General features: G+C 39.0%; 12 protein-coding genes and 1 other RNA gene. 6 read left to right on the top strand and 7 right to left on the bottom strand.

Annotated features, from left to right (window positions below; translation table 11 throughout):
- Positions 1 to 85: 85 nt before the first annotated feature.
- Positions 86 to 482, top strand: a transfer-messenger RNA (tmRNA) gene (ssrA, locus tag HXT45_RS02795).
- Positions 483 to 573: 91 nt separating this feature from the next.
- Here ssrA and HXT45_RS02800 read toward each other — a convergent pair.
- Entirely contained in the window at positions 574 to 1,683 is a 1,110-nt protein-coding gene (locus tag HXT45_RS02800) for a Panacea domain-containing protein (RefSeq protein WP_421782198.1), read from the bottom strand.
- A 626-nt stretch (positions 1,684 to 2,309) separates the two neighbouring features.
- Here HXT45_RS02800 and HXT45_RS02805 point away from each other — a divergent pair.
- From HXT45_RS02805 to HXT45_RS02820, 4 genes are all read left to right on the top strand, one after another.
- Positions 2,310 to 3,452 carry a hypothetical protein gene (locus tag HXT45_RS02805; protein WP_421782200.1) on the top strand — a complete coding sequence of 381 codons (1,143 nt, stop codon included), beginning with the start codon at positions 2,310 to 2,312 and terminating at the stop codon, positions 3,450 to 3,452.
- A 594-nt stretch (positions 3,453 to 4,046) separates the two neighbouring features.
- On the top strand, positions 4,047 to 5,348 hold the full coding sequence (locus tag HXT45_RS02810; protein WP_421782202.1) for an MFS transporter: 1,302 nt from the start codon (positions 4,047 to 4,049) through the stop codon (positions 5,346 to 5,348).
- Positions 5,349 to 5,542: 194 nt separating this feature from the next.
- Positions 5,543 to 6,799, top strand: coding sequence for a serine/threonine transporter SstT (sstT, locus tag HXT45_RS02815; protein ID WP_060785535.1), 1,257 nt, complete (start codon positions 5,543 to 5,545; stop codon positions 6,797 to 6,799).
- Between the two features lie 126 nt (positions 6,800 to 6,925).
- The gene (locus tag HXT45_RS02820) at positions 6,926 to 7,348 is read left to right on the top strand and encodes a GNAT family N-acetyltransferase (RefSeq protein WP_018638233.1); all 423 of its coding nucleotides are present in this window, start codon (positions 6,926 to 6,928) and stop codon (positions 7,346 to 7,348) included.
- 7 nt (positions 7,349 to 7,355) lie between these two features.
- Here the strand turns inward: HXT45_RS02820 and epsC are convergent, their stop codons facing one another.
- The 6 genes from epsC to HXT45_RS02850 all read right to left on the bottom strand — a co-directional run bounded on the left by epsC (position 7,356) and on the right by HXT45_RS02850 (position 12,940).
- Positions 7,356 to 8,213 carry a serine O-acetyltransferase EpsC gene (gene epsC, locus HXT45_RS02825; protein ID WP_060785534.1) on the bottom strand — a complete coding sequence of 286 codons (858 nt, stop codon included), beginning with the start codon at positions 8,211 to 8,213 and terminating at the stop codon, positions 7,356 to 7,358.
- Between the two features lie 140 nt (positions 8,214 to 8,353).
- Positions 8,354 to 9,286, bottom strand: a complete 933-nt coding sequence (gene cysK / locus HXT45_RS02830) for a cysteine synthase A (protein ID WP_016799380.1) — start codon at positions 9,284 to 9,286, stop codon at positions 8,354 to 8,356.
- A 541-nt stretch (positions 9,287 to 9,827) separates the two neighbouring features.
- Entirely contained in the window at positions 9,828 to 10,631 is an 804-nt protein-coding gene (locus tag HXT45_RS02835) for an energy-coupling factor ABC transporter ATP-binding protein (RefSeq protein ID WP_421782205.1), read from the bottom strand.
- Positions 10,628 to 11,482, bottom strand: a complete 855-nt coding sequence (locus HXT45_RS02840; RefSeq protein WP_128831808.1) for an energy-coupling factor ABC transporter ATP-binding protein — start codon at positions 11,480 to 11,482, stop codon at positions 10,628 to 10,630. The genes HXT45_RS02835 and HXT45_RS02840 overlap by 4 nt, the downstream gene beginning before the upstream one ends.
- Positions 11,464 to 12,264, bottom strand: coding sequence for an energy-coupling factor transporter transmembrane component T family protein (locus tag HXT45_RS02845; protein ID WP_128831807.1), 801 nt, complete (start codon positions 12,262 to 12,264; stop codon positions 11,464 to 11,466). The genes HXT45_RS02840 and HXT45_RS02845 overlap by 19 nt, the downstream gene beginning before the upstream one ends.
- Positions 12,265 to 12,340: 76 nt before the next feature.
- Positions 12,341 to 12,940, bottom strand: coding sequence for a sensor histidine kinase (locus HXT45_RS02850; RefSeq protein ID WP_004130184.1), 600 nt, complete (start codon positions 12,938 to 12,940; stop codon positions 12,341 to 12,343).
- 379 nt (positions 12,941 to 13,319) lie between these two features.
- Between HXT45_RS02850 and HXT45_RS02855 the strand changes: the two genes are divergently transcribed.
- The gene (locus tag HXT45_RS02855) at positions 13,320 to 14,306 is read left to right on the top strand and encodes a DUF3137 domain-containing protein (RefSeq protein ID WP_165845264.1); all 987 of its coding nucleotides are present in this window, start codon (positions 13,320 to 13,322) and stop codon (positions 14,304 to 14,306) included.
- The last annotated feature ends 23 nt before the right edge of the window (positions 14,307 to 14,329 follow it).

Genomic DNA, 14,329 nt, shown 5'->3' on the forward strand with positions numbered 1-14,329 from the left:
ACAGGTTGACTCTGTTAAAACGTTTATTTATAATGATTATTCTGGCTTTATGCCAGTATTTAAATGATAGTTTGATAAATCAAAAGGGGTCGATCGGTTTCGACGGTGATCTGTTCGCCGCGGGGAAGCGTGCCGAGAATACGAAAGTCCACTCGTAAACGTCCTTTCGCAAAAGAATAAGTGCTAAATCTAATCGCACTGAGTTCGCTCTCGCTGCCTGAGCTTCGCGCCAGGATTAACCAGTGAGCAGCTGCTCCGTTTACCCACTCACGTCTTCGGAGTGGTGCTAAACGTCATTAGAAGACTTGCTTGAATTGCCGAGCTGCAGGGTAGTTCAGGGACTTTTACTGTAGATATGCTCGCCATGAATTGTCTGCGATAACATGGGGGCAGAAAAACTGCCGAATGGCCAGCAGACTACGCACGTAGAAGACCGAGGGTACGGTTTCCGGACCGGGGTTCAATTCCCCGCGACTCCACAAACGCAAAAACGCCACTGCTCAAACAGTGGCGTTTTTTTGTTGTTTTGTTGTTTAACATATCATGAACTGCTGTAAAGTCGCGCAAAATGCGTTAACTAGCTTCGTTTTTGCGGACTTTTCCGCTAGCTTCGTCTTTTCTGTTGGCTTCACTCTTTCCGTTAGTATTGGTTTTTCCACCAGTCTTGGATTTCTCACCAGTTTTGGATTTTTTGCTGGCTGCAGCTTTTTCGCCAGTCATAGTGTTTGTGCTGGTTTTAGCTTTTTTACCAGTCTTATCTACGTTTGCGTTAGTTGCAGTGTTTTTGCTGGCTGCATTAGTGCTGCTAGAGCCAGTCGTAGTGTTTGTGTTGTTTGCAGTGTTTGCACTGTTTGTAGTCGTGTTTGTACTCGTGTTTTGAGTCGTGTTTTGTTGTTTTGCTGCTTCTAGGTTATGTTGAAAGTTTTGGCGTTTAATCTCGTTTTGCTCGTATTCGCATAATTGTTTTCCTATGCTTCTAGCTATCATGCGTGCTCGAGTTTTAATATTATTATCCGACATGTTTTTGAACTCGTTTAGCATGCTGATTTTACGCATGACCATGTTTTCAGCGTCTATGAGTTCTTTACAATGATTATTAACCGCGTGCGCTTGATTTTGTGCTTCTAGTTTTTCTTTTTCTGCTTGCTTGCATTTTTTAAGATGCGCGTCTCTTAGACGGCGTATAGCGTTTTCAACGCTTCTACTTCTTGTGTTCGCGCGCCCTTCGGCAATTACAGGGTTTTTCGCGTAATAGTCGTGGATGATTTTATGTGATAGTTCAGTATCGCATGCGTTGTTAGTGTCAACGCCTCTTCTAGCGTCAACCCATGGTAGTTCACTGCGCGCTCTGGCGGCTAAGTCTTGTGTAGCGTAGTTTTTTAACGCTTCGCAAACGGCGTATACTACGCGTAGTTGGGAGCAGTTAAACGATTTATATAGTTCGACTGGGCTGAAGATAATATTATTCTCACTTACTTCGTCTTGTGTTAGGTAGCATATGTTAAATAGTTCTAGGCATACTGGCCCGTTTTTCCATGCTTGGAATGAGTTGGGGAATAATTGTAGGCTTGTTGTAGATAAGTATTGTGCTTGACAGTAGTATGTGAGTAGTTCTAGTCTTTCGTGGCTCATTTTTCCGTAATTGTGTAGTATTGCGTATGCTACGCGTTTGATTGTAGACATTTTAGTATTCCTTTCACCGTTGAAAAGACATGACTATTGGTGGGGTAATGGTTTTTAGTTTGCGAAAACGTTACCATATGAGTTGCGTATGGTACAAACTGGCGGCGTGTCGCGAATCGACTTGCATGGGCGTTTTGACTGAACTTGAAATTGCATAACGCATTTCAAGCTCCTTCAAAGCGTGATTTGGCTCAAATGTAAAGTCCAGTGGACTTTACATGCGGCGAAGTCGTTCGCGCACTGTAACGCGCGAACGACATGACCTGCCTGAGCGCCTAGGACTCGCAAGCGACGCGACACACCCGAAAATCCTTTCCTTAAAAAAACCTGGGAAAATTCTTCAAAAACCTTGAAATGCGTATTTTTACGGTTTAAGTGTTGTTTATCCACAAATTTTACGGCGAGTGTGGCTTAATTGTGGATTAGTTTGTGTATAACATCATTTTTTTCGGTTTAGCATGTGTGGCTGGGGCTTGACTTTTTCAAACGGGGGGGGGGTATGTTAATAGCAACATCACACGGTGGATAACCGTTGGTGGAAATGCGCGAACGCGTGTTTTAGATTTTCCCCGATCTATCGCGGGTTTTCTGCGATGTGAATGGGGGAGAAGAAGAAAGGAAATAAAATGATGAATAAGAAGGCTATCGCCGCTTTCGCTGCTGGCGCAACTTTGCTTGCCGGCTTCGCAATGGCAACCCCAGCATTCGCTGCTGTTCCACGTACTGTCAGCACTGATAAGGCTGAAAGTGATTCTCCTGCTCTCCAGGCTTTGAAGGATGTATTGAAGGGTGCTTATGATGCTGCTGATACTGCTGAAGGCACTCTTACTGCTAAGAAGGCTGATGTTCCAGCTGATGTAGCTGCTGTTAAGGAAGATAAGAGTGTTGATCTTCTTGATCGAGTTAACTACGAGATGAAGGACGGCAAGGTCTCTAAGGTTGAAGGCAAAGCTGGCGATGAGGCTAAGGCTAAGAAAGTCAACGATTACATCGATGCTCTTGCTGACTACAATGCAAAGCTCGCTGCTGTAGCAACTGCTGAGAAGAATGTTAAGGATGCTACTCCAGCTGCTCCAAAGGCTTCTGCAAATGTTGCTCTTGCTACTTTGAAGGATGCTGAGAAGCCTTTGACGGAAGCTCAGACCAAGCTTGATGAAGCTTTTGGCAAGTATGACGCTGCTTACGTTGCTTACAAGCAGGCTAAGCAAGCTGCTGCTGATGCAAAGAAGGCTCTTGAAGATTACAAGCGTAATAGCGATAATGAAACTCCTGCAGCTTATCATGCTGAAGTTGCTCGTTTGACCAAGGCTTTGAATGTTGCTTTGGAAGCTGAAACTAAGGCTCAGAAGGCATGCGACGACGCAAAGACTGATTTTGGTAAGGCAAAGTCTGCTTTCGAGAAGGCTTTCAGCAAGTATGCTGCTGCGTACAAGGCTGCTTTGGCTGCAAAGGCTGATGTCTCTGCTTTCGCAACTCCAGAATCTCTCAACCATGATTTCACCTCTGAGTATCAGCCAGGCGAAGGCTTTGTTCCAGGTGCAGGTGCTTCCCACGCTGGTAAGCCAGGTGCTGCAAAGCCAGGCAAGCCAGGTCAGGCTGCTGGCCAGGCTGGCGCTAATGCTGCTGCTGGTGCTAAGACCACTGTGGTTGAGAAGAAGAAGGATGGCGGTAAGAAGTTGCCTGGTACTGGTGTTGGCGTAACTTTGACCGCTTTGGCTGCCACTATGCTTGCTGGCATGGGTGCTGCTGTTCGTAAGGCTCGTCACTAAGCATTGCGCGCGCACTTATGCTAAGTGTGTGAGTGCGTGCTTATGCTCTTTTAGAGTTTGCACTTAACGACTGGTGTGGTGTTTTGTAGGGAAATGCCACACTGGTTTTGCTCTTGATTCTTGCACTTTTGTTTTAATTCTGGTTTGCTATTATTTTCTTTTCTTCCCAGAGTTAGGGCGTTGGTTGCGGGGTTTTGAGTGTTGAGTGTGTTGCTTTCGGTTTTGTTTGCTACTAGGGGCATTTAAAACCGAAAGCTTTTTTGTTTTTCACTTTTTGTTTTTCACTTTTTGTTTTTCACTTTTTGTTTTTTTTTACTTTTGGCCTATAACCCTCACTTTTTGTCTAAACTGTTTTTGGTCTATAGCTAACCACTGTTTTCTTTTGTAGTGTTTTTGTTATTTTGTATTATTATTTGTTGTTTTTTTCTTGAACAAGAGTATAGTGTTACTAAATTTGTAGAATAAGCTATTGGATTTGTGTAGTTTGTAGTGAATTATTTAAGTTTGATAGTGATTTGCGAGTAGTTATGCATTTGCAGAAACTTGCATTATGATTTTCGATTTTGCAAGAGCTTTAAGGGAGAGTTGGTTGCTGTGAAGTCAATTTTTAGTAAGAATAATATTTTTATTCGCATGAGATCTATTAGTCCAGCATTGCGATGGGCTTTGGTTGGCTTCTGTTTTTCTATGCTTGGCAATCAGGCGTATGAAGGCTCGGTTTTGCCTTCTATTATTATTGTGGGCTTGCCAGCTTGGGTGATTGGTTTTCGTAAGACTTTTATGACAGTTGCCGATTTTCTTTCGCCATGCTCTGGTTGGATTGTTGATAAGCTTGGCGGTTTTCGCGCTCTTGCTATGACTGAAGGCGTAGAAGGCGTGCTCAGTTTACTACCGCTTCTTATGCTTGGCTCTCCTGCGTGGAAGTGGTCGCTGGTGGCTCTTTCTTGCGCATTGCTGATTACAGGTCAAGTGATTGATATTGCTAGCGAAGTTTTCGAGGTTGATGCTGCCGGCGGTGATGACGGCATGATTGTAAACTACAGCGGCATTGTGAGTATTTTGGCAAGTATTACAGGAACCTTGCTCGGCTCTCCGCTTGGATCTTGGATTGCAAGCTGGTCGATTCCTGCGGTTTTGATTTTCTCGTCCGTGACTTCTTTTGCGGCTTGTGCTACGCGATTTATTATGAAACAAGACATTGCGCAAGCATCTTGCGAAGTAGCGGAAGCGCAGCAAGAGGTAGAGAATGAATCGCAAGAATTGCAGGAATCGCAGACGGAACTGGAAAATAAAGCAGATTCCAAATCTGCAGATAATCAATCTAAAGTTAAGCAATCTGCGAATCCATTACTAAAGAGTAAAATCATGCTTCTTGCCGGGTCTCTCTTGGTTGCTTTTATTCCTGCATGCTCTGTTTCATATATTCTTCTTGGTTTAGGTAAGCAATATGGCTCTAAATCTTTGACGATATTGTATATTTTCACTGGTGTAGGAAGCGTGCTTGCATCCATTTTGTATGCGCATTCGTCTCAAAAGCTCGGTTTAAGAAAAGTTGCTATTTTAGGCATTATTGTGAGCGCATTTGCTTATTGCTTTATGTTTATTAATCTTTTGCCAATAATGTGCTTTGCATTCTTACTTGAAGCGATTGGCGGAATGCTACTAGTAGAGCCGATTATTGTTTCGCGTCAGATTCTGTTTAAGGGAAGTACTCTCGCTAAGTTTTCTGGTTGGGCGCGCCTTGCGTTTGCGATTGGTGCTACTACTGGTTCTTGGATTGGATTTGCATTCTCATCTACGTTCCAATGGCAGCTTTTGCCTATACTCGCGTTGATTTTTACAGCAGGATTGCTTGTTGTTTTGCCTCAATTACCAAATACTAGTTATGCAGATTAGGTGATTAATGACGATTAATAAGGATTAATAAGGACTAATTTTAAGCAAAAGGCATTGTTAAATCGCTAAAACCTAACGATTTGCATACGTATGCATGCATGTGTATAATATGTAAAAATAGAAAATCTTGCGAGTATGAATACAAATAAAAGAGTATAAAATATTCTGCACAAACTAAATTACAGGAGACTCTCATGCACAAGATTGTTCAAAAGTGGAATAGCATTGACCTTATTTTGCGTATTGTTATTGGTCTTTTTCTTGGCGCTGCACTTGGTCTTTTTGTGCCAGCTCACGTTTACGTGCTAGATCTTATGGGAAAGCTGTTTGTAAGCGCACTTAAATCTGTTGCTCCGATTTTGGTATTCTGCCTGGTGATTGGCGCGCTTGCAAAAGCAAAAAGTGTTGGAAACATGAAGCTAGTAATCGTGTTGTATGCGCTTTCCACATTTATTGCAAGCCTTATAGCTGTTTGCGCAGCTATGATTTTCCCTGTTGACTTCACTTTTGCGCATGTTGAAGCAGCATCTTCTCCATCTCCTCAAGGAATTGGTGAAGTTCTTAATTCTCTTGTGTTAAATATTGTTGTAAATCCTGTAGATGCTCTTGCTAAGGGCAATTTTATTGGTATTTTATTCTGGGCAATCGCCTTTGGCGTAGCGCTTCGTTTGGCTGAGCCTTCCACTAAAGCATTCTTTGACAACGTTTCGTCTGCTATTGGAAAAATTGTCCACTGGATTATTAACGCAGCGCCTTTTGGCATTATGGGTCTTGTTTATGCAACGGTGGCAAGCAATGGTCTTCGTATTTTTAGTGAATACGGTTCCGTTATTGCCTTGTTAGTATGCACTATGGCTGTTGTTGCTTTGATTGTAAATCCTATTTTGGTTTTTGTTCTTACTGGCAAGAATCCGTATCCTCTTGTATTAAGAACATTGCGCGATTCGGGAGTTACAGCGTTCTTTATGCGTTCTTCTGCGGCGAATATTCCTGTAAATATGAATTTGTGCGAAAAGCTTGGCTTTAACAAAGACAATTACTCGGTTTCCATACCGCTTGGATCAACCATTAATATGAGTGGTGCTGCTATAACGATTTCGATTATGGCTTTGTGCGCTGCTCACACTCTTGGGATTTATGTTGATATTCCAACAGCTGTTATTCTGTCTGCTCTCTCTGCTGTTAGTGCTGCAGGTGCATCTGGTGTAGCTGGTGGCTCGCTTTTGCTTATACCTCTTGCGTGCTCGTCGTTTGGTATTTCAAATGATATTGCTATGCAAGTAGTTGCAATTGGCCTTATTATTGGCGTGATTCAGGATTCGTGTGAAACCGCTCTTAACTCTTCAACAGATGTTCTCTTTACGGCAGTTGGTGAATATCGCATGTGGCAGCGTGCAGGTCTTAAATTTAAGATGGGCATGGATCACGAGACTGTGCAACTTAACAAGTAGCTGTTGTAGCTGTTGTAGCGGTTACTAAGTATTCTTACAAGTACGCGTTCTTACGTTTTTATGTTTTTACATTTTTACGTTTTAGAATCGCGTACTTTTGCTATATTTTGCGAGGTGTTATTGTAAATGAATTTAACAGACGTGCAAATAAAAGAGTATAAAAAATATAATAGCAAAGATATTTTAAGACTATATGATTCTGTTGGTTGGTCTTCATATACAGATGATTTACCCGCCTTGGAAAATGGCTTTAATAATTCGCTCAAGGTTTTAGCTGCGTATAAAAATGATGAGCTGGTCGGCATTGCTAGAGCTGTTGGCGATGGATACACGGTTGTTCTTATTCAAGATATTCTCGTTTTGCCAGAGTATCAACGCCAGGGGATAGGCTCTGCTTTGTTAAATGCGATTGTGGATTGTTACCCTAATGTTCGTCAAATTCAATTGACTACGGATTGCACCGAAAAAACTATTGCTTTTTATAAATCTGCTGGTTTTATTGAGTTAGCAGAAATTGAGTGCTGCGGTTTTATAAAAGACAGAGCATGATAGCGTATTAGGCTTTAGGAAAGTGGTAGGTTGTGTTTGCAGGAATGCTGCGGTTAATCCATGCATTTGCTGCGATTATACTTCCGCTGCCGATTGTGGTTTCTCCGCCTAAGATTGTTGCGTTTGCGTAGATTACAACATTATCTCCAATATTCGGATGCCGCTTTCCGCCTTTTACAGGATTTCCACAATTATCTAGCGCAAAACTTTTTGCACCCAGTGTTACGCCTTGGTAAAGCTTAACATGCTCGCCGATTACAGTTGTTTCGCCGATTACAATACCAGTTCCGTGATCTATGCAGAAATGTGCGCCAATTTTTGCTCCTGGATGAATGTCGATTCCAGTTTTTCTGTGTGCATATTCGCTCATAAGTCTAGGAATTAGCGGTACATTAAGTTCGTAGAGTGCGTGCGCTGTGCGGTGAATAAGCATTGCATAAAAACCAGGGTATGCGAGCGTGACTTCTACTTTACTTGTGCAAGCAGGATCGCCTTCGTATATGGCTTGAATATCTGTTAAAAGTAGCTTTTTAATTGCAGGAAGAGTATTTATAAATTGATCGCAAGTTTCTCGAATTTTAATTGTGTTGTTTGTGTAGCATTGAAGTTCGTGGAATATAATGCGTTCTATAGTGTCTAACGCGTTTGAAGCAATTGTATTCAAACTAGCGTTATTATTCAAACTAGCGTTGAGTTGCGTAGTCTCGTTGCTTTCATTGCGCACATGCAACTCAGGCAAAAGTAGAGCCTGAGTTGCATGTATGAGTGCAATAATATTGCGGTAATTAGGTATGAATGTAGCTTGCCTTATGTCTGAATCGTTAATTGAGTTTAGTTGATTTATAAGGTCAAGGCGATCACTCATACATTTCTCCCGTTATTTTTATTATTTTCCTTTATTTTATAGTTTTGATCATTATCTAATAATGTTATTTATTATCCATTTATTATCCATATATTATTTAATCAAAACTTGCGTATTTACAGTAGTGCTCCTAAATTTAGTTAGTCTTCAAATAATGCTGTAGACAAGTATCGATCTCCTGAATCTGGCAGTATTGCAACGATGGTTTTGCCAGCGTTTTCTTCTCTTTTTGCTTCTTGGATTGCTGCCCAGATTGCAGCTCCAGAAGAAATACCCACTAGCACGCCTTCTTTTTTGCTTATAAGCTTGCCGCTTTCGATTGCGTCTTCATTTGTTACGTGAACAATGCGATTATAAATGTTTTGGTTAAGCACATCTGGAACGAATCCTGCGCCGATTCCTTGAATCTTGTGCGCTCCTGGCTTTCCGCCTGCGAGCACAGGGGAGTCGGCTGGTTCTACTGCAATTACTTCAAGCTGCGGATTTTGCTCCTTTAGGTATGTGCCAGTACCCGTGATTGTGCCGCCTGTTCCAACGCCAGCAATGAGCATATCCACGTTTCCATCAGTGTCTTGCCAAATTTCTGGACCTGTTGTTTTGTAGTGCGCGTGCACATTTGCTTGATTGGTAAACTGCCCAGGAGTCCACGCGTTTGGCGTGTTTTCAACGATTTCCTTCGCTTTGGCAATTGCGCCTTTCATTCCATCTTTAGCTGGAGTGAGTACGAGTTCGGCGCCGTATGCTTTCATAAGTTTTCTGCGTTCAATAGACATGCTTTCTGGCATTACAATAATGCTTTTGTATCCTTTTGTTTGCGCAATCATTGAAAGACCAATGCCAGTATTTCCAGAAGTTGGCTCAACAATTACTGAGCCTGGTTTAAGCGTGCCTTCGGCTTCTGCTTCTTCAATCATCTGCTTTGCAATGCGGTCTTTTACGGAGCCTGCTGGGTTAAAGTATTCGAGTTTTACAAGGATTTTTGCTGCTAGATTGTACTCTTTTTCAATGTGTGTAAGCTCCATAAGTGGAGTGTTTCCTACGAGTTCTTGCACGGACTTGTAAATATTAGACATAATATTTCCCCTTACTTATTTGTTTTGTTTAATTTAATTTGTTTCTGTTTTGTTTTTAATTTTTAAAAAACAATTTTTATTAATAAAGTGATTATTTATTAGTTGTTGCTAAAAATGCCATTTATTCGTTTTAATATTTAACACGTATTAAATTGTTATTTTTTAACGTTATATTCGAATTTTGGCATAAAAAAAAGAAACAGCGCGCTGTTTCTTGAATCGTAATTTGCTGTGTTTTAACGTAAATGCTTTTTAACACAGGCTAGATGATGCATACTTAGTGTTTGCAAACATCATTTCGATTAAGAAATGCGCAACAGCATACGTTACAACAACAATTTGTCATCATATTTGTATGATACATGTGCACTCCTTTACTCGTCGAAATGGTGATAAGTGAAGACTATAGCGAATGGATTTGTGTTTGTCAAATTTGATTTGCGTCTGCTGATACTAATGTTTATTAACAAATGCTAATTTTAAGAAACTACGCGATTTGTGCATTTGCTTTCTTTGCTGCTTCATTTGATAGTCGGTAGTTTTATTGTTCGTAATAGTCGTTCACAAACTCTTCAACAGATAGGAATGTGTATTCATAACCCAGATTTTCACACAGCTTCACAATATCTGGCTTATCTAGTTGTGCGCTAGAAAGTATGTTATCTTGCATAAATGCGTCTCGCGTAGTGCCGTCAAAAAGAACCTTGCCATTGGAAAGCACAACAACTCGATTAAATACTCGAGCAACAAAATTCATATCGTGAAGAACAGCTATAACAGTTTTTCCTTGCAAAACAAGGTGTTTAATAATTGATTCAATACAATTTTTGCCGCGATCGTCTTGGGCGATTGTAGGCTCGTCTAAAATAACAACTTGCGTATCCATTGCTAAAATTGACGCAATAGAAACCATTTTCCTTTCACAAAGACTTAAATCGTAAGGATTTACCTCGCTTTTATCTAAAAGTCCTACAAGTTTTAGACTTTCTTTTGCTTGAATCAATGCTTTACTCTTATCAATTCCAATTTTTAAAAGCCCAAACATCACTTCGCGTATAACAGTTGATTCAAAAATCTGATCATCTGGATTTTGGAATACAAATCCAATATCTTTAGCAAGAGAGGGAACAGTACATTCTGCAATATCTTTACCATTTAATAAAACGCTTCCAGATTTCGGCGTAAGAAGTCCTCTAAGGATTTTAAGTAAAGTTGTTTTTCCAGTGCCATTTTGACCAACAATAGCGCATGCTCCAGGAACAAAAGACAAATTTAGATTGTTGAATATTTGTGATGTTGGAGTATGAGAAAAAGACACATTTCGTATTTCAATAGTAGGAGTCATTGTAAGCGATTCCCTTCGTGCGAGCGTAAAATTCGTGATGTTTGCTCAAGAGTTATTGGATACAAGCCATTATTGTTTTTTAACGAAAGTTTTTTGCAAATTTGAGTATAAACAGGAGGATTTACGCCATATTCTTCCAAGTCTTCGCGAGAAAAGATTTTCTGCGGAGTATCAAAATCAATGAGTTTTCCTTCGCTTAAAAGCATTACGCGGTCGCTATATTGCGCGATTTTTTCCATTTTGTGCTCAACCATAATAATAGTTTGGCCCTGATTTTTTAAGGATTCTACTGCTTTAAAAACCTCTTCTGAACCTTTAGGATCAAGCTGCGAAGTTGGCTCGTCTAAAATTATTACTTCTGGTTGCATAACTAAAATAGCGGCAATAGACATGCGTTGCATTTGACCGCCAGATAAATCGTATGGAGAGCAATCTTTAAGATGCGCAATATTAAGCATCTCCATAATTTTCTCTACGCGACTTTGCATCTCGCTTTGCTCAATGCCAATATTTTCCAGACCAAAAGAAATCTCCTCATACACAGTAAGCTTAGAGCCAGTAATTTGATTAAAAGGATTTTGAAAAACCAATCCAACTTTTTTGCAAAGACTGTCTATTGGAGTAGTTTTTGCGTTAAGACCGTCTACTTCGACTTTTCCGCCGTACGCTCCGTGGTAAAGATTAGGAACAAGACCTAAAATAGCTTGAGATAATGTTGATTTTCCAGCTCCATTAGCGCCTATTATTCCAATAAATTCGCCTTTATGAATATCGCAAGAAATGTCATTAAGTGCAAGAGTTTTACTATAAGGATAGCGATATTTTAAGTGCTCTATATGAATAGCTTCCATGCTACATATCCTAAATTATTAAGTAACGCATAAATAATAGATGCGATTATTACGATTAAACAAGCGCATAAAAATAGCGTATTGTATTTACTTGGCTTAAATGGTTTTATGAATGTTTTTTGATTATTGCACGAAAATCCGCGAACTTCTAAAGCTATAGTTCTTTCTTTAGAACTCATAAACGAAGACATTATAATCGGGGATATTAGAGGCAAAAAAGCTTTGAAACGAGTTATTAGGGAACCTTTTGTTTGTAATCCTCTGCTTCTTTGTGCGTCAACAATAGTCGAAGTTTGCTGTGTTATTTGAGGAATGATTTGAAATAGCGAGACAAAAACATAGCCCATTTTAGGTGGTAAACCAGCTTGTATCATCTCTTGCATCATATTAGAAGGTTTAGTTGTAAGAGTTAAAACACAAAATGCAAACGAAATATTTAATATATTTAGCACAATCTTCATTGCTACTTCAAAACCTTCTTTGCGAGCAATCAAAGGTCCTAGTTTGAATAAAATCGTGTAGTTTCCCGATCTAAAGAAAGTTTGAACTATAAAAATAGTTACAATAATAAAACCAGTAACTTGTATTACGATTTTTATTTTTGCTAGAACCTTTGATGTTGCAAGTAATATTAGGCTCAAAATAATAAAGATAGCGAAAGAAGTATAGCCTCCAAGCAAACTCGGCGTGCTTGTAGCGCATATTACGTATGCAAGCTTGGTTTTTGCAGATAATCCGTTTAGAAACGAATTCTTATCTTCAAATAGGCTGATGCTTTTCATAGTATCTCGTCTTATTGCGCTTATAAAAACTTGTAGAACTTAACGTTTATGCGATTTATTTGCTTGAGATAAACGTTTATTTATCAAGATCTTCGTCATCGGATTGATAGATGGCTATTAAACTCTTAGGAAGAACTTTATAGATTCCAGCTGCAAGGAACAAAACAACAATCTTATCTGGTATATCTACAACAAGCTCATCTACGAATGATGCAAAGAAGCCTTTGGAACCCATTGCTGCAAAAACAGCGTCACCCCAAACATTTCCAGTGGTTCCGCCCCAATAAATCATGTTTAGAGGTGTAGAGATGATTATTGCGATTGCTGCAACAATAAGACTTGTTATAAAAATGTGTAGGCCTTTGTTCATGTACTTTAGTCGTGCAGCGATTCCAACGCTTACGCCAATTGCTGCAGCTGTAATGCTATAGACTGTAGAAATTGGATCAATCGTTAAGCCGTAAACAATATTAGTTAAAAATCCTGCAATTCCGCCTACAACTGGTCCTGCTAAGCAAGCTGAAATGCAAGTGCCTAGTGTGCCAAGCCAAAGTGGTAGTTTTAGCATGCTTGCAAATAGTTTTGCAACATAATTTATGCCGATTGCAGCTGGTATTAGTACGAGTGAAGCAGTAGTTAATTTAACGCTCCAAATATTTTTTAGTTTCTGTACCATTTTGGAATTTCCTATCAGTTAAGGAATAAATTCAAGTTCATTATACGCTTTGCCAAATGTTATTAAAGTAGTTGAAAATTAATGTGTTATAAATTGTTATATTGTTTATTTTGTGTTATTTTGTTCTTTACTATTTGTTTTGTATTAAATCTTTATTGAAAATAATCACGTTTAAGATACTTTGCTAGCAAAATCAAAGTGGCTCAAAATCAAAGTGGTTATTATTTCACTATTTCAAATTCAACTATCACAAATCTTACTATTCCAAATAATGGTTATTTATGATAAAAAAATATAAGAGCCTTTTATGCCTTTTGCAAAAATGTTGTTATAAAAATATTGTTACAAAAATATTGGCGATTATAAGAGGGAGATGACGATGAATGTAAAACATAGTAGCGTGTTTACAAATCCCGAAGTTTTAGAAAGACTTAATAAATTAGAAAAATCTCCCCAAATGCAAGGGAAACTAAATGAGTTAAAAGAAGGCATAAAAAATAACGCTTTTGACCCAATGCGTTTAATCCCATTAATACCAGTAGTCCTGATTATTGGTGCTGTTGGCAATTATCTGCCTTCGTTTGACTACTCTACTTATAAATATCCTTTACTAATAATAGTTGCTTTTGTTGTTTGCTTTGCTGGTAAGTTTTTTGTAAATAATAAGGTTGATGTAAGCGCGCTATACGCGGATAATGTTTTAACGCCGATTTTGAATGCGATTCTGCCTGGAACGGTATTAGAAAATTCCGAAGGAATTGACAATAGTATTTTTAATAATCTTCTGCCAATATCTAGTAGGTATTATTCAAATAAACACATAATTTTTGGCGATGAATCTAAAACTGAATTTTCAAATATGCAAGCAATGCACTTTTCTAGAACTGAAAGTGGAAAAACTGTCAAAAAAACTGATTTTATTGGTCAAGTCTTATTAATAAACGCAAAAACCAATATAAATGGTCATATTAGAATTGTTCCCGTTACTGGAAAGACCTTTATGGGGCAAAAACTAAATGGATACTATGGCAAAAAAACAAAAGGGGAGAGTGAAGTTCAAACAGAATCCATTGAGTTTAACAACTCGTATTCAATCTTTTCTACAGACGATTTTTATACAAAGCTTGTGTTGGATCCAAGTTTTATAGAAGTATTGAATAATTTGCAAAAACGAATGAGAGTTTGCATATATATAGATAGCGAGCATATTATTGCATCTTTTGACTCTGGTCGGTATATATTAGGAAATCCTGGAAAATCTGGAATAGAAAACCTATCTTTAACAAGAGAATATGCAAGATTTAGGGATGTTTTGGCTGAGTATTACGAAATAATCAGCGTAATTAGAGAGAAATTGCAAAATTAGAGATAATTAAGACTAGAAAAACT

It is taken from the genome of Gardnerella sp. DNF01199S, assembly GCF_049244155.1.
Classification (GTDB): domain Bacteria; phylum Actinomycetota; class Actinomycetes; order Actinomycetales; family Bifidobacteriaceae; genus Bifidobacterium; species Bifidobacterium piotii.

What these genes read in the sequence shown, in the direction of transcription:
- epsC (WP_060785534.1), bottom strand. Translation starts at nt 8,213, where the DNA reads ATGAGTGATCGCCTTGACCTTATAAATCAACTAAACTCAATTAACGAT.
- cysK (WP_016799380.1), bottom strand. Translation starts at nt 9,286, where the DNA reads ATGTCTAATATTTACAAGTCCGTGCAAGAACTCGTAGGAAACACTCCA.
- HXT45_RS02840 (WP_128831808.1), bottom strand. Translation starts at nt 11,482, where the DNA reads ATGGAAGCTATTCATATAGAGCACTTAAAATATCGCTATCCTTATAGT.
- HXT45_RS02820 (WP_018638233.1), top strand. Translation starts at nt 6,926, where the DNA reads ATGAATTTAACAGACGTGCAAATAAAAGAGTATAAAAAATATAATAGC.
- HXT45_RS02855 (WP_165845264.1), top strand. Translation starts at nt 13,320, where the DNA reads ATGAATGTAAAACATAGTAGCGTGTTTACAAATCCCGAAGTTTTAGAA.
- HXT45_RS02835 (WP_421782205.1), bottom strand. Translation starts at nt 10,631, where the DNA reads ATGACTCCTACTATTGAAATACGAAATGTGTCTTTTTCTCATACTCCA.
- HXT45_RS02805 (WP_421782200.1), top strand. Translation starts at nt 2,310, where the DNA reads ATGATGAATAAGAAGGCTATCGCCGCTTTCGCTGCTGGCGCAACTTTG.
- HXT45_RS02845 (WP_128831807.1), bottom strand. Translation starts at nt 12,264, where the DNA reads ATGAAAAGCATCAGCCTATTTGAAGATAAGAATTCGTTTCTAAACGGA.
- HXT45_RS02850 (WP_004130184.1), bottom strand. Translation starts at nt 12,940, where the DNA reads ATGGTACAGAAACTAAAAAATATTTGGAGCGTTAAATTAACTACTGCT.
- sstT (WP_060785535.1), top strand. Translation starts at nt 5,543, where the DNA reads ATGCACAAGATTGTTCAAAAGTGGAATAGCATTGACCTTATTTTGCGT.
- HXT45_RS02800 (WP_421782198.1), bottom strand. Translation starts at nt 1,683, where the DNA reads ATGTCTACAATCAAACGCGTAGCATACGCAATACTACACAATTACGGA.